Origin of the sequence: Streptomyces sp. NBC_01288, assembly GCF_035982055.1 — a bacterium.
Classification (GTDB): Bacteria; Actinomycetota; Actinomycetes; order Streptomycetales; family Streptomycetaceae; genus Streptomyces.
Genome location: NZ_CP108427.1, coordinates 4,285,998 through 4,300,863, shown reverse-complemented (window position 1 = coordinate 4,300,863; position 14,866 = coordinate 4,285,998). Strand labels below are relative to the sequence as shown.

Sequence of the window (14,866 nt, the reverse complement as noted above, 5' to 3'; positions counted from 1 at the left end):
CGGGGGAACGAGCACCATGAACCGCATCCAGACCCACGTCCCCGCCGTAGACACCACGACGGCCGGCCACCTGCCCTACGTCGTCCAGGCCGCCGAGCCCACCCGGACCAGGGCCGAGCAGCCCGCGACGGACGGAGCCCGCGAGCACAACGCCGCCGACCTCAAGCCCGTCGTCGTCATGCTCCGCCCCGCCGAACTCGACGACGACAACCCCGGCATCCTGCACGTCATCTGGTCGTACCTCAAGGGCGGCCAGTGGGACATCGAGGCCGCCTACGACGACCAGTGGATCCCCCGCACCGGAGCCGAATTCCGTCTCCGCGCGCAGCTCGCCGAGCACGGCATGCACGTGGCCGCGTTCCTCAGCGAGAACGACGAGTACCTTCCCCAGCTGATCGCCGAATGCGAACGGCGCGGCCTCGCACTCCAGTTGACCGACGACCCCGCCATCGACCTCCCCGAGATCCGGGACATCAACGGCCGCGCCACCTTCATCGCGCGCAGCAACGAACTCGGTGTGGCGCTCGACGAACTGTCCGCCGCCGCCCGCGAGTACGAGCGCAGCCGCTACGCCGCCGCCGGCCTGTACATCGCGACCGTCGGCTACAACGAGGCCCTCGCCAAGCCCAACCCCTCCGTCACCCTGGACAACATGTGTGACGGCCTGGGCGAGGCCATGAGCGAGATCATGGCCTCGGTGGGCAAGGCGTTCAAGGTCACCGGCGCCCACATGGAGTTCGCCGAGATCCTGCGGGCCTCCATCGCCGACCGGCTGTGCGCGTTCAACGCGATCGAGTTCGCCCGCTCCGAGTGTGGGGACGGCTACGACTACGTCTTCGACCTGCTGGCGGACGGTGTCAGGAGCGGCGGCGACCCGCACATCGCGCGGACCACCGCGCTCGACGTCCCGAAGCGGCTCCGCGAGAACGCCGAGGTTGCCCGATGACGAACCTCAACACCGCCCCGGCCCCGCAGGTCACCCCCGGCCACCGGCTCGTACCCGCCACGATCACGTTCTTCGACGATGCCGCCCGGACCGTGTGGATCGAGTGCCCCACCTGGTGCGTCACGGATCACGTCGTTGACGTGCAGCTGGCCGTCGAGGACATCATCCACACGTCGAAGATCGAGGACTTCGGCATCGGCACCCTGGAGAAGCCGGGCCACGTCTTCGAGCTGAACGCGCAGATCCAGTCCGGCCCGGCCGACCCGAACCCGCAGCTTCGGCAGGCGACGGTCGCGGTCGACGACGGGTGCGGTGAGTACGCGTTCCTCACCCCGGACATGGCCGACGACCTGGCCGACCGGCTGGTCTCGTTCGCCGCCCGGATCCGGCAGTTGTCCCGTACCGCCCGCGCACACCAGCAGCAGGCGCAGGTGACGGTATGACCAACCGGCCCACCCCGGCCGAGCAGGCGCCCACCCTTGCGGTGGGCGCCCTGCCCGGGCCCATCGACCCGTCCGACCTCGCCGTCGCCATTAGCGTCGGCCAGCAGATGCTCGCCATCTACGGCGACACCGACGGCCGCGACATCTACGCCTACATGCAGGCCCACGGCGCCCTCGCCGAAGCTCTCCGCATCCTGCTCAGGGCCCTCGGCGGCGATGAGACTGCCAGCCTGGCAGTGTCATCCGGACGTTGCCCGGCCGCGCACGTCGAGGACCCGACCCCGTGCGTCGGCCTGATCGCGGTCACCGTCCTCGACGCGGCCAACGCGGGCGCCAACGGATGCGAGCACCACGCCGCCCGACTCCTCGCCTCGCTGGAAGGCGGGCGCGTGTACGCCCTCGGCACGGCCCCCGAGTCCGCGGCGATCCGCGTATTCAAGGCCGCCGCCGCCCTCCGCCCGTTCCCGTGGATCACCGACGCCCCGCGCGTCCTGCCGTCCCAGCTCAGCCACGACGAGAACCGCGCCGGAGGTGAGGGCCGATGAGCACCCCGACCCGTGACCGGTGGTGGTACCTGACCGTCCCGTACGACGAACTCCTCGACGACCTCGGCACCTACGTCTTCGAGAAGCGTCACCCCGACTTGCCCAACCGCCTGGCCCAGATCATCCCGACGGGTGACGGCCGCATCGCCTACGTCGAGGTGTCCCCGGACGTGACGGGCTTCGAGCGGGAGATGGTCCTGCGCGCCCTGCTGGCCAAGTGGCACGGCGCGGACGTCACCGACTGGCCCGTCCCCATGGTGTGGACCGGGAGGCGTGCCTGATGAGCATCGAGCCCCGTACCGCGGTCGTGAACGTCTTCGTCACCAAGCCGCTGGAGATCAGCGAACCCGACTGGTGTGCCGGCCACCCCGACGACCGGGCCGGCTACAAGGTCGACATCAGTCACGACGGGCCCGAGCACGTCATCGCACCCAGCGGCGACGTGCTGTTCAAGGCCTCGCTCACCCAAGCCCCGTTCTCCAACGCCGACCGGACCATCGGCCTGTACATCGAGGCCGACGTCGAGCCGCACACGTGCACGCCCGACGAGGTGGACCAGTTCGCCGACGACCTCATCGCCGCCGCCGACCAGCTACGCAGGCTCGGCCGTCAGCTCGCCGAGATCCTCGCGGGAGAAGACCGGTGAGCGCCCGTCTCGTACGCCGTCCGACCGAGCGCGCCGCGATCCGTGCGGCCGCCCGGTCGGCCCGGCCGCTGCCCCCGGTCGACTGCCTCCTCGACGCCCTCGTCATCGCCCACCGCATGGGCGACCTCGAAGGCTGGACCCTCGCCGCACACCGCGCCGTACGCGCCGCCGCCCCGGAGGTCGGCGAGTCATGACCCAGGACCCTTCCCGTACGTGGATCCGCCGCGTATCAACCGCGGCCGGCCTCGCCTACACCGCCATCGCCGAGTACGAGCTGGCCCGCAGGTTGGGCGCCCGGCCGCCGATCGCGGTCATGCTCCCGCTCTCCCTCGACTGCTACGTCATCGCCGCCCTGAAGTGGTTCAGGGCGTTGGACGTCGCCCTGTCGCTCATCCTGATGTGCGCCGCGCAGGTCGCCGCCCACGCCCTCGAAGCGGGCGTTGTGAAGGTCAGCCTCAACCTCGTCACCGTCGTCTCGGTCCTCGTGCCGGTCGCTCTGTGGCGTACCCACGCGCTCGCCCGCAGCGAGGACGATGACCACACCGTGACCCCTGAGGCGCAGTACGAGACGGCCGTCGAACGCGTCCCTGTACCCGCAGCGGCACCACCTGTACCTGAGGTGTACCCGGCGATCGAGGTACGCGTACCTGCCGTACCGGACGCTGTACCTCCGGGCGTCCGGCTGCTCCCCCTCGTCGCCCGCACGGACCATGTCCGCCCCGCCGCGGAGAAGGTCGCCGAGCCCGTCCCGGAGTACGCCCCTCCGCCCGACGAGGTACCCGTACCCGAGGAGCAGGTACCCCACGAGGAACCCGACCCGGCGCCGGTCGACGAGGAGCCCGAGGACGAAGCCCTCTACCCCGACCCGCTCATCCCCCAGGTACGCATCGACTTCCCCAGCGAGGTGCCCGGTGTGCGCCGGCTGAAGGAGTCGTACGGCATCGGCCAGCCCCGCGCCCAGCGCATCCGTGACGAACTGATGGGAGTCCGGTCATGACGAAGTGGCTGCTCGTGGGCGCCCTGTTGGGCCTGCTCATCGTCTTCCCCAGCCTGCTCGCGGTTGTCGTCGCCCTCGTCGCGGCGATCCTCGGCAAGCCGGTCGTCGTCGCCTTCGCGGCCGGTCTGCTCCTACGCCCGCACCTGCCGCGTGTACGGCGGTGGGCGCCTTGACTGAGCCCTCTCCGCTCGACAAGGCGGAGGCTGCGGTGACCGAGGCGTCCGTGAACACGGCGGCCGTACAGGTCGCGATGGCCGCCGTTGAGTTGGCGAAGCTGGTCAGTGCCCAGCAGCAGGCCGCGCCCCCGGCGTGCGGTCACCAGGCGCCGCAGCAGGCGCAGTTCAACACCCGGAAGTGGCTGACCATCAGCGGCCTGGCCATCGTCGGCGGCTGCGTCGCCTGCTTCCTGGCCATGGCCTTCGCCGTGGCGGCCGTCGCCGTGGCCATCTGCGCGACCTGCGCGACGGCATGCCTGATCGTCCTGCGCTCGATGTGGCGCGACCTCACCAACCGCTGACCAGGGGGAATCCCATGCACAAGTCCACCCAAGACCAGTACGTCCGCCTCGCGTGGAACGCCACCGCCAAGGCCGAGCAGCTGGCCCGCGACGCCGAGCGGTACGCCCGCGACGAGGACCACCGGCGCAAGGTCGAGCCCCTCGCCGCCGCTGGCCGCCTGTGGGCCGAGGTCGCGCAGTCGTACGCCGCCATCGCGGCCGTGCTTCCCGAGCCGCTGCCCGAACTGCCCACCACCGAACCGACGGAGTACTGACCCATGGACGACGACCTCAAGCTCTCCGACTTCACCGGCGGCGAGAAGGTCCACCTCGCCCTGCTGCACACCCGTATGGCGAAGCGCGGACTCGCCGGGCCGACCGTCTACATCGACGACCTGAAGAAGAAGGTCGAGCGCGTCGAGAAGCGCGCCCTCAACCGCAAGAACAAGCAGTAGGTACACCACGGGGCGGCCGTACCCGGCACAGGTACACCGGCCGCCCCGTGTCCCGGAACGCCCAACAGAACGACCGGAGAAGCCAGCATGACGGATCTTCACGTACCCGCCAACGACGAGGACACGGGTACACCCGTACCTGTCGTACTCGACAAGCCAGGTACCCCGAGTACACCCGCACCCGAGGCCGTACCCGCCGAGGTACGTCCCCGCCGCCGGATCCGCGCCGCGTCGCTGCGCCGCGTCGTCGTCGAGATCCGCCAGAACCCCGCGTACCGCGCCGCCGTCCGCCACGGCTCATACACGTGGGGAGGCGGCCGCATCCTCACCAGGCGGGCGTGGGAGGCCCGTACGGCGGCCATGCACCACCGGATGATGCGCATCGCCGAGGCCGCGGGCAACGAAGAGATGGTCCAGAAGTGGGAGCAGCGGGCGTACGCCTACCGGTTCGCCCGGCACAAGCGGCGTATGGACCTGTTGCAGCTGGCGATCAGCCTGCCGAAGGCCGTGTTCACCACGGTCGTTGCCGGTACCGGTGTCCTGCTACTGATCGGCATCCTGATCGCCTGGCACCAGCACGACGTGGCTGATGTCCTCGGACCGCTCGACGCCGTGATTCAACTGGTGGCGTGGCTGGGGTTCCTGGCCTCCGTGATCTGGGACCCGCTCCTCTACTCGTTGCCCCTGCTCGCCATGGCCGGAGCGTGGGCGGTCGGACGGAACCAGCGGACCGCACCCACCTGGGCACTGCCCGCAGACGGCGACGAGCGGGACGTCGTACCTGATGAGAACGCCATCATGCGGGCGCTCGGCAAGCTCGGCATTCCGCCGCTCAACGCCTCCATCAAGGAGGGCTGGAAGCCGCGCTGGGTGCAGCCGTCGACCCGTTCGGGGAACGGCTGGCATGCGCAACTACAGCTGCCCGAAGGCGTACCCGTCGAGATGATCGCCGACAAGAAGCAGATCCTCGCGCACAACCTGATGCGCAAGCCCATCGAGGTGTGGCCGACCGAGCCGCGCGACCAGGCCGGCGTGCTCGACCTGTGGGTCGCCGACCCCGGCGTCCTCACCAAGCCGGTACCGTCCTGGCCGCTCCTGACGGAAGGAACGACCGACTTCTTCAGGGGCGTACCTGTTGCACTCAACGCCCGCGGCGAGCAGGTCATCGGGCGGCTGATGGCTGCGAACTACCTGATCGCCGGGATCATGGGTTCGGGTAAGTCGTCGCTGGTCGTTGCCCTGCTGCTCGGCGCGATGCTCGACCCGCTGGTCGAGATCGACGTGCACGTCCTGGCGTACAACAACGACTACGACGCGATGCGGCCCCGCCTGCGGACCCTGGTTAAGGGCGACGACGACGAGCACGTGGTTGCGGCCATGGACACGCTGCGCGCCCTGGCCGGCGAGGTGTCCCGACGGGGGCAGGAACTGGAGCGCCTCGGCACGGACACCAAAGTCACTCGCGAGATGGCGGAACGCGACCCGTCCATGCGGCCCCGGATCGTCGTGTTCGACGAGGTCCACGAGCTGTTCACGCACCGGGAGTACGGCAAGGAGGCCAAGGAACTGGCGCTGAAGGTCACCAAGAAGGCCAGGAAGACGGCCATCATGCTGATGTGGATCACCCCGGACGCGGATGCGGCGAGCCTGCCGCGCGGGATCTCCAAGACCGTGTCCCACCGTGTCGCGTTCGCGATCAATGATCACCAGGGCAACGACGCGATCCTCGGCACCGGCATGCACAAGAACGGGTACTCGGCGACGACCCTCGTTGCAGGTGAGGACGTCGGCACGGCCATGGCCGCGGGCTTCGGGAAGACTCCCGGGCTGATCCGCTCCTACTTCGTGCGCAAGGAGGCAGGCGTCGACGAGGTCACCCCGGTCGTCGAGCGCGCCATGAAGGCGTACAAGAGCGACGAGGGCGTATGGGAGGTGCCCACGTTCGACGTGGCCGACCCGCTCACCGACATCGCGGCCGTCCTCGGACACGCGACGAAGATGCTCACCCTGGACGTGCTGCACGGGCTGAAGGATCGCAACCCCGTCGAGTACGGCTCCTGGTCACCCCGAGATCTGAAGGCTGTCCTGGACGACGCCGGGCACGGCGAGTACAAGACCAACGGCGGCAAGATGCACGTCGGCCTCGACCGCATTCTCGACGCCATCGCGGCCCGGGACGACGACACCTTGGACGACGAAGACGACGAGGGAGGCATCGAGGACTGAGGGAGTTCTCCCTACCCGCCTCCCTCCCTGCCTCCCTGTACATGGCCTGCGGGTATGCCCAGTTAGGGAGGCGAGGGAGGCGGGTCTCCGCACCTGTGGGAAACGGGAAACGGGCACTTCAGCCTCCCCCGCCGCGCCTCCCTCCCCTCGCCCCGCGTACGCGTGCGCGTACAGGCTGGCGGACGCACGCTGAAGTCATGAACAGCCGGACTCCGCCAGGTCCCCCGGACGCTCGCAGCACATGACCCGCGGGCCAATCAGCACCGGCAGGCCCAGAGCGGCCGCAGCGGCCAGCGGCGTGTGAGGGGTCAGCCCTGCGCAGCCCCTGGCAATCCGTATCGCTCCACGAACAGAGCCACCGTGGCGGGGTCCCGGCGCATCGCCGCCATCAACTGGTTCCGGCGGAACCGCACCCGGCCCGAATCCAGCACAGCTTGATAGCCGTCCCGCGCCTCGACCAGACGTTCCACCACCAGGAACTCGATGACGTCCTCCAGACAGGGCCGAAACCGCTTGCCGCCCACGGGAAAGTGCAGCTGGGCAAGCGAGCGGCCTGTGTCCGTCTTCGGATCGTTCAGTGTGTGGAACAGGTCCGAGACTGCGTCCACCTGTAGGTGGGCGTCCGGGTAGCCGTCCGCCTTGTCCCGTTCGTAGTCGTAGTGGAACAAGCCGTGTTTGGCTTCTGGGGAGCCGAACACGCCGACGAACGACTTCTGCACCATCAAGTGCTCGCGTTCGGCATCTAGGCGCAGCTGGAAACTCACGTCCATCCATAGCTCGGTCCGCGGCGCCGTCGGTTTCAGCTTGAACCGCTGGGCCGTCATCGTCTGCTTGTCGAGCAGGTGACCGAGCGCGAAAAGGCGGTCGTCGCCCAGATCGAGCGCGACCGCCTTTACCTGCACGTGACTTCCGATCGTGCCGTTCAGAAGGGCTTGGATCTCCTTCGTGAAACTGACCGTCTGGTCACGCAGCTTGTCAGAGATCAAGTGCACCACCGATGGACACCCATAGCGATTGCGCCTGGGCTGAACTGAAGTCGCGTCGGCGGGCCATCTCACGGAGCTGTGCGTAGGTGATGCCGAGCCTGTTGAGCGCCGCGTACGCGGCCTCCCGGAACTCGTCTTCGGACAGCTCGGTGATGACGTCGTCGTCGTGGTCCGATGTCCGCTGCTCTTGAATGGTCATCCGAATCGCCCCTACCCCCCGGTAGCTTCTCGATGACATTAGTGTCCCTCAAGGGTCTGACACTGTGACCTAGGCGGCCACCCGGCGTCCAGCCCCTGAACACTCCTGGTTATTTCTTCCCACCTGAGAGTGAGTCGAACAAGCCCGATTGCCTCGCAATACGTACGCAAGGCCTGTTCTGCTCGGCCGCCGAACGGTAGACGCACCGTTGATGGACGGGACCGCGCTCAGTGCTCCCACACGTCGGAGCCGCCGCCACGCCACTCGATCAGGCCGGACTCGGCGACGTACGCCTCGTCGACGTCCTCGATCCCGGCACGGCGCAGGAACTCGGCGATGTCCTCAAGCCCGTACGCACGGCCGAGGATCTCGCTGTCGACGCGCACACGCCGGCCGCCGTCCTCGTCGGGCGGGCACACGACCACGGGCATCACGGAAGCCATACCGTCAGCCTGGCGCTCCCGGCCGACGGCCGCACGCTGAGCCAGCTGCCTGGGCAATCCCCGCGATCAGGCGGAGCCGCGCGAGGCCAGCTTGGACAGCCTCCCAGCATGATCAGTCCAGTGACAGGCGACCGGGAACCTCGCCGCCGTATGAGCGCGGGCCCGCTGTTCGACCGCGAGGAAGCCGAGCGCCGTCTCGGACCGGCCGCTGTTGAGGCGTCCCGCCGGAATGCGGCTGCTGCTCCTCCGCTTCGGCCGGAGCAGATCGAGTTCCTCCGGGCCCTGTTCGCGGTCGCACGCCCGGTGGCCTCCAGATGACCCGCGAAGAGCGCCTCGCGATCCTCGGCCCCGAGACCGTCGCCAAGATCCGCGCCCGCGTCGCGCTCGCCCCGGAGCCCACGGACGAACTCGTCGAGGAACTCCGCCGGATCATGACCAACCCCGGCGGCGAGATCCCCGCGGCCCGGCCGAACGACGAAGCCACCGAAGGCCAAACGTGAATGCCCGGTCCGGGGAGAGACGGGACCCATCCGTGCGGGCAGCGGCTCCGAATCACGAGTGAGGGACACGGAGCGGTGCTCTCACCCGTCGCCCGGCTGTGGCTGGGACGCTTCAGCCGGGCGACGAGAGACGTGCCAAGAGCGTGTGGATGGAAACCTCAGCAGGCAGGGCCGACGGACACCTGCACCTTCTTCAACCGCTTGGCTGGCGTGGCGTCTGCGTTGTAGCCCGGGTTGTCGCTCGCCCACGCCGCTTCGGTGCAAGCCCCGGGAACGGTCGGCGACGTTCGCTGCACCGTCTGGAAAGTGGACTCGCAGTTCGGGTAGCCGTTGCCGCCCAAGACCTGAGCACTGTCGGGGACACCGGGCACCTTCATCCACAGGACGACGTCCCCCACGGCCGGGCATTCCTTCGCCGACGGGGATGGCTTCGCCTTGGCCGCAGGTGTCGCGCTGTGGGTGGGTGTCGCCGCGGCGTGCTTGATCGGCTTGGGTGTCCCCACCGGATCGTCGGCGGTGACGGCCGGCCTGGGTGTGCCGCTGCTACAGGCAGCGGTCAACAGGATGGCGGCGATGGGCAGGATGAAGCGGCGCACGAGTCCCCCTCGGCTGTACGGAAGTTGCGTGCGGACACGCTGGCACCGATGTGCGCATCATGGGGCGTTGTTTCCGGAACGTGACGATTCGCGACAATGCGCTATCGATCCCGGCTGGCGCAGTCTGTAGGCCAACAGCACAGCGGAGCCCACGAGGGAACGCTGGTTGCGCGTATCTCCCTCGCAGACCTTCGGCAGGCGCAATCTCCCGCAATCTCCCGGCACGCATGGACGATCCGCAGCATGCTGGACCTCCAACCAGCGCAGATGGAGGGCGACATGACGCTCAGGTTCATCGGCACCACATCGGAGCACGGCAACTGCCCCACGCTGTACGAGGTCGTCGAGACCGGCGAGATCCTCGTCCAGGGCGAGCGCGAGACCGACCCCGAGCATCTCGCCCAACTCCGGGACGTGAAGGACTCCGAGACGTTCGTACGGATCCCGCGCGAGCTGCTCACCCGCTTCGCCCCACGGGACACTGAGTCGACCGCCGGGCCGCAGACCAAGGAGTAGAACGCGTGTCGGACCTGATCCCGTTCGACGAGATCACCCACCTGTTCACCGACTTCGAGCACACCGCCTGGCGTCTGGAGACCCAGCGCGGCTACGCGACCGACCGCGTCAGCCCCAACTGGCCGCGCTTCCAGCGCGGGGAAACCTTCGACTACGACCCGGCCAGCCCCTGGCATGTGGGCGTGCGCGCGCAGACCGAGGCCGGCAAGCGGTACGGACGCGTGCGCCTGGTCGACGATCCGCCGACCGAGGGACAGCGGTTCCTCCTCGCCACTGGCCTGGGCAACGTGGCGGCTGGCGAGGACATCCGCAACCTCTACCGCGCGGGCGCCGTACGGATCGGACTGCCGGACTACGACTTCTGGCTCTTCGACTCCCGCACCCTCGTGAAGTTCGTCATCGACGACCAGGGCGTGACCCTCGGCGTACAGATCCTCGAAGACGCCGAGAGCGTCGTACGCGCCTGCCAGGCCCGGGACGCTGCCCTGCACTTCGCGGTACCTACCAGGCAGTTCCAGGCGCAGGTACCGTCAGCCGGGTGAGCACCGATTTCCAGTCCGGCCGCGAGGCCCTCGGTGTGCGGCTACGCGAGCTGCGCACCGAGGCCGGCCTTCAGGGCAAGGACCTTGCGGAGCGGCTGGGCTGGCAGCGGTCGAAGGTGTCACGGCTGGAGCTGGGAAAGCAGACCGCGACCGCCGAGGACCTCGACGCGTGGGCGCAGACCCTCGGCGTCCCGGACGAAGCCGACGACCTGAAGAGCCGCCTGCGGGGCCTGGAGTCCCAAGCCCGGTCGTGGCGTCGGCAGCTCTCCACCGGACACCGCGGGGTGCAGGAGCGGTACGTCGCTGAGTACCGGCGTACGTCCACCGTGCGCGGCTATGAGGCGACTGTCATCCCCGGGTTGTTCCAGACCCCGGACTACGCCCGGCATCTGCTGCTCCACAACGCGGAGTTGATGCAGTCGCCGCGCGATACCGAGGACGCCGTACGCGCCCGCATGAAGCGCCAAGAGGTGCTGTACGAGGCAGACAAAGCCTTCCGTGTCCTGATCTGGGAGGGCGCTCTCCATGCCCTCGTATGCCCGCACGAGACGATGGCTGGCCAGCTCGACCGGCTCGTCGGGCTGATCGGCCTGAACACCGTGGCACTCGGCATCGTGCCGTTCGGGGTGCAGTTGAAGCTCAGCCCGAAGCACGGGTTCTGGATCTTCGACGAGGAACGCGTCATCGTCGAGACCATCAACACGGAGTTCACCCTCGAATCCGCCGAGGACGTCGCCCTGTACGGACGCGTGTGGGATCGCCTTGACGAGGGCGCCGTGTACGGGCCTCAGGCGCACCGGCTCATCGGCCGTGCGCGGGCTTCTCTGGACCTCGCGTGAGCAATCCGCCCCAACCCCGGTAGCAGGTCCGCAATCGCGCGCAATCGGCACGCGCGCTCGCATCGCGGGTTCCTAACGTCCTGGTCATGGCCACAAAGCCCGCCCTGTCGCTCCGGCAGCAAGGCCAGGACTGGCTCCTGTCCTGCACCACTGACCCCACCAGCGCGCGCCGCCGATGGGACCGCGAGGAACTCGCCCCGTTCCTCACCGGCATCCACTGGCGGGCCGCCGAGGCGCCCCTCCTGCCGTCAATGCACGCGATGCAGCGGATCGGCTCGAAGCGTCTCGGCCCGGTCCTCGCCGACGTCGAGGCCGAGTTGGCGTGGTGGCTCCTCCCGCCCGATGTGGGCGACCAGCTGGACGACGTACGGCAGCTCACCGTCCGGTGTTCCGGCTGGGTCCTCGACTGCCCGCCCGTTCTGTACGGGGTGGACGGCCGCATGTGGCTGGAACGGCCGGACGGCGTCGGCCGGTTGACCGATCCCGTACTGCTGGGTGCCGCGTTCGGCCCGGGCGGACAACTCTCGGAGGCTGCTCGATGAAGACGGACATGGACGCGCCCCCCGTACTCGGGCTTCCGCTCGATGGGCCGGCGGCGAACCCGAACTGCGGTGTGTGTGCGGCGCTCGCGCGGCAGCGTACGGACGCTCGGGCGGCCGGGGACTTCTCGAAGGTGTCGGATCTCAACGTGGAGTTGCGCAGCCATCAGGCGGCCGTCTCATGACCGTGCGCGTCTGCCGGGCCTGCGACGAGCCGATAGCCGATCCTGACGACGCGGTCCTCGTCTGGCACCAAGAGTCCATGTCCGGCCCGGGCAGGGACGTGTGGGCGCACCGCGAGCACTCCGACCTCATCCAGCCGGACACCGGCCTCGTCCGTGTCCTGGCCCGCGTCCTGATCGCGAAGGCTATGCAGTCGGGCGACTGACTGCCCCGTAACCCCTGCTGCCGGCGGAGACTGGCCGTAGCAGGAAGGGCGGCCGCCTTCACCTCCCCCGGGCGGGGCGGCCGCCGTTGAACTCCCGCCTGCCTTCTGTACCCCGGTCTCGATGAGAGGGCGGGCGGGATCGCGACAGGGCCCCGACTGGTGCGCGTCTCCCGGTTAGGGCCCTGCTCGTTCAGGTGGACTATCGCGAACCCCCGGCAACCTACGAATGCCATCGCTATCATCCCGGGCAATCACGCACAGAGGGTGCGTCTGTGACCGGGGGGACTCACGTGGGGGTTCGGCTGTCGGGCGGTATCGGCCCGTTACGGGTATCGGTTCCGGTGCTCGGCGCGGCCGGCGGGTTCTTCGGGGTCTGCCTGTTCGCGTTCAAGCTCATCGGCTGGCTGCTGTGGTGGGAGCTGGTCCTCGGCTGGTACGCGCTGCTCGGCTGCTACTGGCTTCTGCGGGTCGTGTACTGGGAGGCACCGAGGGCGGCCTGGCGATGGTGGCAGCGGCGGCAGGCGGCCACAGCCGGGGCACTCTGACGCGTCGCCAACGCGGGTGTGCCCGGCCGCCGTGGCGAGCAGCCGGGCACAATTCGTCAGGCAGTGAATATCAGTTCAGAAGATCGGTCGAGTGGCCCGCTCGGTGATGAGCCACGTCGAGCCCCGATGCGCGGCCACGGTGGCCTTGTGCTCGGCCCGCTGCCGCGCCTGCTCCCTCGCCGCATACAACTCGGCGGTGGTCTTCGGCTCGGCTTCCTCTTCGACGTCCTCGTCGACCTCCTCCTCCTCGTACTCCTCGTATGCCTCGTCGTCTTCCTCGACGTCCGACTCCGGGGTGATGACGCCACGGGCCACCAACTCCCGCATGCGCGCCTGCTCCCGCAGTTCCGCGTCCGCGCGGTAGCCGGGCAGGATCCGCGCCGCGTACCTCTCGGCCGTCGACTGTGCAGCCGGCGCGGCCCCCTGGTCAGTGGACCGCGACTGCTCTCGCGCACGGATCCGCTCTGCGTGCATGACCGCACTGGCGGACACCGGCGGGTTACTCGGGTTCCTCATGGGTTTCCTCCTTCAACTGGACTGGCTTCTTACGGTGAAGGTCCTCACTGGCGAGGACCCGTTTACGGGCCGCCCTGCACGCGACGAGCCGCTTCCTCCACCACGGCCTGGGCTTCCGCCTCGGCCTCCAGCTCGGCGAGGATCTGCTCGTTCCGGGCCTTCGCCGCGGCCAACGCCTCGCCGGACCCCGCCTTGTACTGGCGGCGTTCCTCCGGGGTCATCTCGCGGTGTTCGTCCAGCGGCGGCACGTCCTGACCCTGGCTCCGCTTGGCTTCGATGACCATCCGGTACAGCTCAGACAGCGGCTGCGCCCCCATTTCGCACGCGGGTCCGTGGTAGGCGCACCACTTCTCCTCGCTGGCCGGCAGGGCGCCGAGGCGGTTGAGGCGGGCACGCATAGATCGCCCGCTCATATCGTGTCCACCTCCTTCTCCTTCTCCGCTTCGGGGGTGAGGCCGAAGATGGGCAGCAGCTCGGCCACGTCGCCGCCGTTGGCCACGTACTGGTCCAACGCGGCCAGCACCTGGCGGCCCAGCTCGCGGGCCTCCGGCGGGCCTTCCTCCAGTCGCGTCAGCCGTGTCATCAGGCGCCGCCGGCTCACGACAGATCACCGACGTCGACACCGAGCAGCTCGTACACGAGGGGCTGCCCGCCGACGAGGGCAAGCCGTGCCCCGTCCGGGCCCTGGTGGGTGTAGCAGCGGACGCCGGGGCGGGACCACAGCAGTTGTCCGTACTGCTCGGCCTCCGCCGTCAGGTCCGTGGCGGGTGGGCCTACTTGGCTTTCCAGGCGCGTCAGGCGCACCCCGTATCTGCGGTTCACGCGATGCTCCTCTGTTCGGTGATGGCGGCCTCCAGGGCTGTGAGGCGCTCCTCAAGGTCCACGTGCTCGGCGAAGGCAGGCAGCGCACCGAGGAGGACGGAGGCGGCCCGTACGCGTACCGCGGCCGAGTCGTCGGTGAGGGCCTCGTGCAGCGCGGTCACGGCATCGCGGGCGGCGGCGCCGAGAGCGGCACGCGCCTCGGTGAGCAGTGCCCGGCGCGCGGCTTGGACGTCGGCCTCGAAGGTGGTGTCTTCGCGCCAGCGGCGGACGGTGCGGCCGTTGACGCCGACGGCAGTGCCTACTGCGTCGGTGGATTCACCGCGGGCGAGGCGGGCGATGGCTTGGATCTTTGCGTCCAGGGCAATTTCGGGCACTGACGGTCACCTCCGGGGTATTGGTCGGGGCCGACCGCCGGATGGCGGCCGGAGTCTGGGTCAGGCACGGAAGGTGTCAGGGATGGCCGCACGTACGGCGTCCGGCAGTGCGGAGAGCGCACCGTTTGCGACCGGGCACCCCGGATCGTGGGCGACTTGGATGTGAGGGAGACCGGTCTCGGGGTCCGTATTGAGAGTGGCCGGGTCGCTGTTGCAGTGGCCGCACTGGTAATGGGCGGCGAGTGCGGCGGGGTCGATGTCGCCGAACAAATAGTCGGTGCGGAGCGGAGAGGCCATGACGGGGCTT

Annotated in this window: 30 protein-coding genes; 20 read left to right on the top strand and 10 right to left on the bottom strand. The window is 69.2% G+C overall.

What is annotated here, in order from left to right; translation table 11 throughout:
- The first annotated feature begins 16 nt into the window (after nucleotides 1-16).
- From OG194_RS18945 to OG194_RS18890, 12 genes are all read left to right on the top strand, one after another.
- Nucleotides 17-946, top strand: coding sequence for a hypothetical protein (locus OG194_RS18945; RefSeq protein WP_327402011.1), 930 nt, complete (start codon nucleotides 17-19; stop codon nucleotides 944-946).
- A complete protein-coding gene (locus OG194_RS18940) occupies nucleotides 943-1,389 on the top strand; it encodes a DUF6907 domain-containing protein (RefSeq protein WP_327402010.1) in 447 nt (148 codons plus the stop codon). Before OG194_RS18945 ends, OG194_RS18940 begins: the two co-directional genes overlap by 4 nt.
- Complete coding sequence (locus OG194_RS18935) at nucleotides 1,386-1,934, top strand: hypothetical protein (RefSeq protein ID WP_327402009.1); 549 nt, start codon at nucleotides 1,386-1,388, stop codon at nucleotides 1,932-1,934. The genes OG194_RS18940 and OG194_RS18935 overlap by 4 nt, the downstream gene beginning before the upstream one ends.
- Nucleotides 1,931-2,215, top strand: coding sequence for a hypothetical protein (locus tag OG194_RS18930; protein WP_327402008.1), 285 nt, complete (start codon nucleotides 1,931-1,933; stop codon nucleotides 2,213-2,215). Before OG194_RS18935 ends, OG194_RS18930 begins: the two co-directional genes overlap by 4 nt.
- Nucleotides 2,215-2,580, top strand: a complete 366-nt coding sequence (locus tag OG194_RS18925; protein ID WP_327402007.1) for a DUF6907 domain-containing protein — start codon at nucleotides 2,215-2,217, stop codon at nucleotides 2,578-2,580. Before OG194_RS18930 ends, OG194_RS18925 begins: the two co-directional genes overlap by 1 nt.
- Entirely contained in the window at nucleotides 2,577-2,774 is a 198-nt protein-coding gene (locus OG194_RS18920; RefSeq protein WP_327402006.1) for a hypothetical protein, read from the top strand. Before OG194_RS18925 ends, OG194_RS18920 begins: the two co-directional genes overlap by 4 nt.
- A complete protein-coding gene (locus tag OG194_RS18915) occupies nucleotides 2,771-3,577 on the top strand; it encodes a hypothetical protein (RefSeq protein ID WP_327402005.1) in 807 nt (268 codons plus the stop codon). Before OG194_RS18920 ends, OG194_RS18915 begins: the two co-directional genes overlap by 4 nt.
- On the top strand, nucleotides 3,574-3,750 hold the full coding sequence (locus tag OG194_RS18910; RefSeq protein ID WP_327402004.1) for a hypothetical protein: 177 nt from the start codon (nucleotides 3,574-3,576) through the stop codon (nucleotides 3,748-3,750). Before OG194_RS18915 ends, OG194_RS18910 begins: the two co-directional genes overlap by 4 nt.
- Nucleotides 3,747-4,094, top strand: a complete 348-nt coding sequence (locus tag OG194_RS18905; RefSeq protein WP_327402003.1) for a hypothetical protein — start codon at nucleotides 3,747-3,749, stop codon at nucleotides 4,092-4,094. Before OG194_RS18910 ends, OG194_RS18905 begins: the two co-directional genes overlap by 4 nt.
- Nucleotides 4,095-4,108: 14 nt before the next feature.
- Nucleotides 4,109-4,348, top strand: coding sequence for a hypothetical protein (locus tag OG194_RS18900; protein ID WP_327402002.1), 240 nt, complete (start codon nucleotides 4,109-4,111; stop codon nucleotides 4,346-4,348).
- 3 nt (nucleotides 4,349-4,351) lie between these two features.
- Complete coding sequence (locus tag OG194_RS18895) at nucleotides 4,352-4,528, top strand: DUF6257 family protein (RefSeq protein WP_327402001.1); 177 nt, start codon at nucleotides 4,352-4,354, stop codon at nucleotides 4,526-4,528.
- 87 nt (nucleotides 4,529-4,615) lie between these two features.
- Entirely contained in the window at nucleotides 4,616-6,754 is a 2,139-nt protein-coding gene (locus OG194_RS18890) for a cell division protein FtsK (RefSeq protein ID WP_327402000.1), read from the top strand.
- A 308-nt stretch (nucleotides 6,755-7,062) separates the two neighbouring features.
- Here OG194_RS18890 and OG194_RS18885 read toward each other — a convergent pair whose 3' ends face one another.
- From OG194_RS18885 to OG194_RS18875, 3 genes are all read right to left on the bottom strand, one after another.
- Entirely contained in the window at nucleotides 7,063-7,740 is a 678-nt protein-coding gene (locus OG194_RS18885) for a hypothetical protein (protein WP_327401999.1), read from the bottom strand.
- Nucleotides 7,730-7,939 (bottom strand): hypothetical protein, encoded by a 210-nt coding sequence (locus tag OG194_RS18880; protein WP_327401998.1) that lies wholly within the window; start codon nucleotides 7,937-7,939, stop codon nucleotides 7,730-7,732. Before OG194_RS18880 ends, OG194_RS18885 begins: the two co-directional genes overlap by 11 nt.
- A 227-nt stretch (nucleotides 7,940-8,166) precedes the next feature.
- Nucleotides 8,167-8,382 carry a hypothetical protein gene (locus OG194_RS18875; RefSeq protein WP_327401997.1) on the bottom strand — a complete coding sequence of 72 codons (216 nt, stop codon included), beginning with the start codon at nucleotides 8,380-8,382 and terminating at the stop codon, nucleotides 8,167-8,169.
- A gap of 314 nt (nucleotides 8,383-8,696) precedes the next feature.
- Between OG194_RS18875 and OG194_RS18870 the strand changes: the two genes are divergently transcribed.
- Nucleotides 8,697-8,882: a hypothetical protein gene (locus OG194_RS18870; RefSeq protein ID WP_327401996.1), complete on the top strand. Its 186-nt coding sequence runs from the start codon at nucleotides 8,697-8,699 to the stop codon at nucleotides 8,880-8,882.
- Nucleotides 8,883-9,040: 158 nt separating this feature from the next.
- Here the strand turns inward: OG194_RS18870 and OG194_RS18865 are convergent, their stop codons facing one another.
- Nucleotides 9,041-9,478: a hypothetical protein gene (locus OG194_RS18865; RefSeq protein ID WP_327401995.1), complete on the bottom strand. Its 438-nt coding sequence runs from the start codon at nucleotides 9,476-9,478 to the stop codon at nucleotides 9,041-9,043.
- Between the two features lie 279 nt (nucleotides 9,479-9,757).
- Here OG194_RS18865 and OG194_RS18860 point away from each other — a divergent pair, with 279 nt between their 5' ends.
- The 7 genes from OG194_RS18860 (at nucleotide 9,758) to OG194_RS18830 (ending at nucleotide 12,847) form a co-directional block, all read left to right on the top strand.
- Nucleotides 9,758-9,994: a hypothetical protein gene (locus OG194_RS18860; RefSeq protein ID WP_327401994.1), complete on the top strand. Its 237-nt coding sequence runs from the start codon at nucleotides 9,758-9,760 to the stop codon at nucleotides 9,992-9,994.
- A 5-nt stretch (nucleotides 9,995-9,999) separates the two neighbouring features.
- Complete coding sequence (locus tag OG194_RS18855) at nucleotides 10,000-10,536, top strand: DUF6879 family protein (protein WP_327401993.1); 537 nt, start codon at nucleotides 10,000-10,002, stop codon at nucleotides 10,534-10,536.
- Nucleotides 10,533-11,375 carry a helix-turn-helix domain-containing protein gene (locus OG194_RS18850; RefSeq protein ID WP_327401992.1) on the top strand — a complete coding sequence of 281 codons (843 nt, stop codon included), beginning with the start codon at nucleotides 10,533-10,535 and terminating at the stop codon, nucleotides 11,373-11,375. The genes OG194_RS18855 and OG194_RS18850 overlap by 4 nt, the downstream gene beginning before the upstream one ends.
- Before the next feature lie 86 nt (nucleotides 11,376-11,461).
- Nucleotides 11,462-11,917: a hypothetical protein gene (locus OG194_RS18845; protein ID WP_327401991.1), complete on the top strand. Its 456-nt coding sequence runs from the start codon at nucleotides 11,462-11,464 to the stop codon at nucleotides 11,915-11,917.
- A gap of 8 nt (nucleotides 11,918-11,925) precedes the next feature.
- Complete coding sequence (locus OG194_RS18840; RefSeq protein WP_327401990.1) at nucleotides 11,926-12,099, top strand: hypothetical protein; 174 nt, start codon at nucleotides 11,926-11,928, stop codon at nucleotides 12,097-12,099.
- Nucleotides 12,096-12,302, top strand: coding sequence for a hypothetical protein (locus tag OG194_RS18835; protein ID WP_327401989.1), 207 nt, complete (start codon nucleotides 12,096-12,098; stop codon nucleotides 12,300-12,302). The genes OG194_RS18840 and OG194_RS18835 overlap by 4 nt, the downstream gene beginning before the upstream one ends.
- Nucleotides 12,303-12,592: 290 nt before the next feature.
- Nucleotides 12,593-12,847 (top strand): hypothetical protein, encoded by a 255-nt coding sequence (locus OG194_RS18830; protein WP_327401988.1) that lies wholly within the window; start codon nucleotides 12,593-12,595, stop codon nucleotides 12,845-12,847.
- A 75-nt stretch (nucleotides 12,848-12,922) separates the two neighbouring features.
- Here OG194_RS18830 and OG194_RS18825 read toward each other — a convergent pair whose 3' ends face one another.
- The 6 genes from OG194_RS18825 to OG194_RS18800 all read right to left on the bottom strand — a co-directional run bounded on the left by OG194_RS18825 (nucleotide 12,923) and on the right by OG194_RS18800 (nucleotide 14,856).
- The gene (locus tag OG194_RS18825; RefSeq protein WP_327401987.1) at nucleotides 12,923-13,363 is read right to left on the bottom strand and encodes a hypothetical protein; all 441 of its coding nucleotides are present in this window, start codon (nucleotides 13,361-13,363) and stop codon (nucleotides 12,923-12,925) included.
- 62 nt (nucleotides 13,364-13,425) lie between these two features.
- Nucleotides 13,426-13,776: a hypothetical protein gene (locus OG194_RS18820; protein WP_327401986.1), complete on the bottom strand. Its 351-nt coding sequence runs from the start codon at nucleotides 13,774-13,776 to the stop codon at nucleotides 13,426-13,428.
- Entirely contained in the window at nucleotides 13,773-13,946 is a 174-nt protein-coding gene (locus OG194_RS18815) for a hypothetical protein (protein ID WP_327401985.1), read from the bottom strand. The genes OG194_RS18820 and OG194_RS18815 overlap by 4 nt, the downstream gene beginning before the upstream one ends.
- A gap of 14 nt (nucleotides 13,947-13,960) precedes the next feature.
- Nucleotides 13,961-14,185, bottom strand: coding sequence for a hypothetical protein (locus OG194_RS18810; protein ID WP_327401984.1), 225 nt, complete (start codon nucleotides 14,183-14,185; stop codon nucleotides 13,961-13,963).
- Nucleotides 14,182-14,559: a helix-turn-helix domain-containing protein gene (locus OG194_RS18805; protein ID WP_327401983.1), complete on the bottom strand. Its 378-nt coding sequence runs from the start codon at nucleotides 14,557-14,559 to the stop codon at nucleotides 14,182-14,184. Before OG194_RS18805 ends, OG194_RS18810 begins: the two co-directional genes overlap by 4 nt.
- Nucleotides 14,560-14,619: 60 nt before the next feature.
- Nucleotides 14,620-14,856 carry a hypothetical protein gene (locus OG194_RS18800; RefSeq protein ID WP_327401982.1) on the bottom strand — a complete coding sequence of 79 codons (237 nt, stop codon included), beginning with the start codon at nucleotides 14,854-14,856 and terminating at the stop codon, nucleotides 14,620-14,622.
- Nucleotides 14,857-14,866 lie beyond the last annotated feature (10 nt).

Coding starts and splice junctions, on each gene's coding strand:
- OG194_RS18945 (WP_327402011.1), top strand. CDS start 17: ATGAACCGCATCCAGACCCACGTCCCCGCCGTAGACACCACGACGGCC.
- OG194_RS18940 (WP_327402010.1), top strand. CDS start 943: ATGACGAACCTCAACACCGCCCCGGCCCCGCAGGTCACCCCCGGCCAC.
- OG194_RS18935 (WP_327402009.1), top strand. CDS start 1,386: ATGACCAACCGGCCCACCCCGGCCGAGCAGGCGCCCACCCTTGCGGTG.
- OG194_RS18930 (WP_327402008.1), top strand. CDS start 1,931: ATGAGCACCCCGACCCGTGACCGGTGGTGGTACCTGACCGTCCCGTAC.
- OG194_RS18925 (WP_327402007.1), top strand. CDS start 2,215: ATGAGCATCGAGCCCCGTACCGCGGTCGTGAACGTCTTCGTCACCAAG.
- OG194_RS18915 (WP_327402005.1), top strand. CDS start 2,771: ATGACCCAGGACCCTTCCCGTACGTGGATCCGCCGCGTATCAACCGCG.
- OG194_RS18910 (WP_327402004.1), top strand. CDS start 3,574: ATGACGAAGTGGCTGCTCGTGGGCGCCCTGTTGGGCCTGCTCATCGTC.
- OG194_RS18900 (WP_327402002.1), top strand. CDS start 4,109: ATGCACAAGTCCACCCAAGACCAGTACGTCCGCCTCGCGTGGAACGCC.
- OG194_RS18895 (WP_327402001.1), top strand. CDS start 4,352: ATGGACGACGACCTCAAGCTCTCCGACTTCACCGGCGGCGAGAAGGTC.
- OG194_RS18890 (WP_327402000.1), top strand. CDS start 4,616: ATGACGGATCTTCACGTACCCGCCAACGACGAGGACACGGGTACACCC.
- OG194_RS18880 (WP_327401998.1), bottom strand. CDS start 7,939: ATGACCATTCAAGAGCAGCGGACATCGGACCACGACGACGACGTCATC.
- OG194_RS18875 (WP_327401997.1), bottom strand. CDS start 8,382: ATGGCTTCCGTGATGCCCGTGGTCGTGTGCCCGCCCGACGAGGACGGC.
- OG194_RS18870 (WP_327401996.1), top strand. CDS start 8,697: ATGACCCGCGAAGAGCGCCTCGCGATCCTCGGCCCCGAGACCGTCGCC.
- OG194_RS18860 (WP_327401994.1), top strand. CDS start 9,758: ATGACGCTCAGGTTCATCGGCACCACATCGGAGCACGGCAACTGCCCC.
- OG194_RS18845 (WP_327401991.1), top strand. CDS start 11,462: ATGGCCACAAAGCCCGCCCTGTCGCTCCGGCAGCAAGGCCAGGACTGG.
- OG194_RS18840 (WP_327401990.1), top strand. CDS start 11,926: ATGGACGCGCCCCCCGTACTCGGGCTTCCGCTCGATGGGCCGGCGGCG.
- OG194_RS18835 (WP_327401989.1), top strand. CDS start 12,096: ATGACCGTGCGCGTCTGCCGGGCCTGCGACGAGCCGATAGCCGATCCT.
- OG194_RS18825 (WP_327401987.1), bottom strand. CDS start 13,363: ATGAGGAACCCGAGTAACCCGCCGGTGTCCGCCAGTGCGGTCATGCAC.
- OG194_RS18820 (WP_327401986.1), bottom strand. CDS start 13,776: ATGAGCGGGCGATCTATGCGTGCCCGCCTCAACCGCCTCGGCGCCCTG.
- OG194_RS18815 (WP_327401985.1), bottom strand. CDS start 13,946: ATGACACGGCTGACGCGACTGGAGGAAGGCCCGCCGGAGGCCCGCGAG.
- OG194_RS18800 (WP_327401982.1), bottom strand. CDS start 14,856: ATGGCCTCTCCGCTCCGCACCGACTATTTGTTCGGCGACATCGACCCC.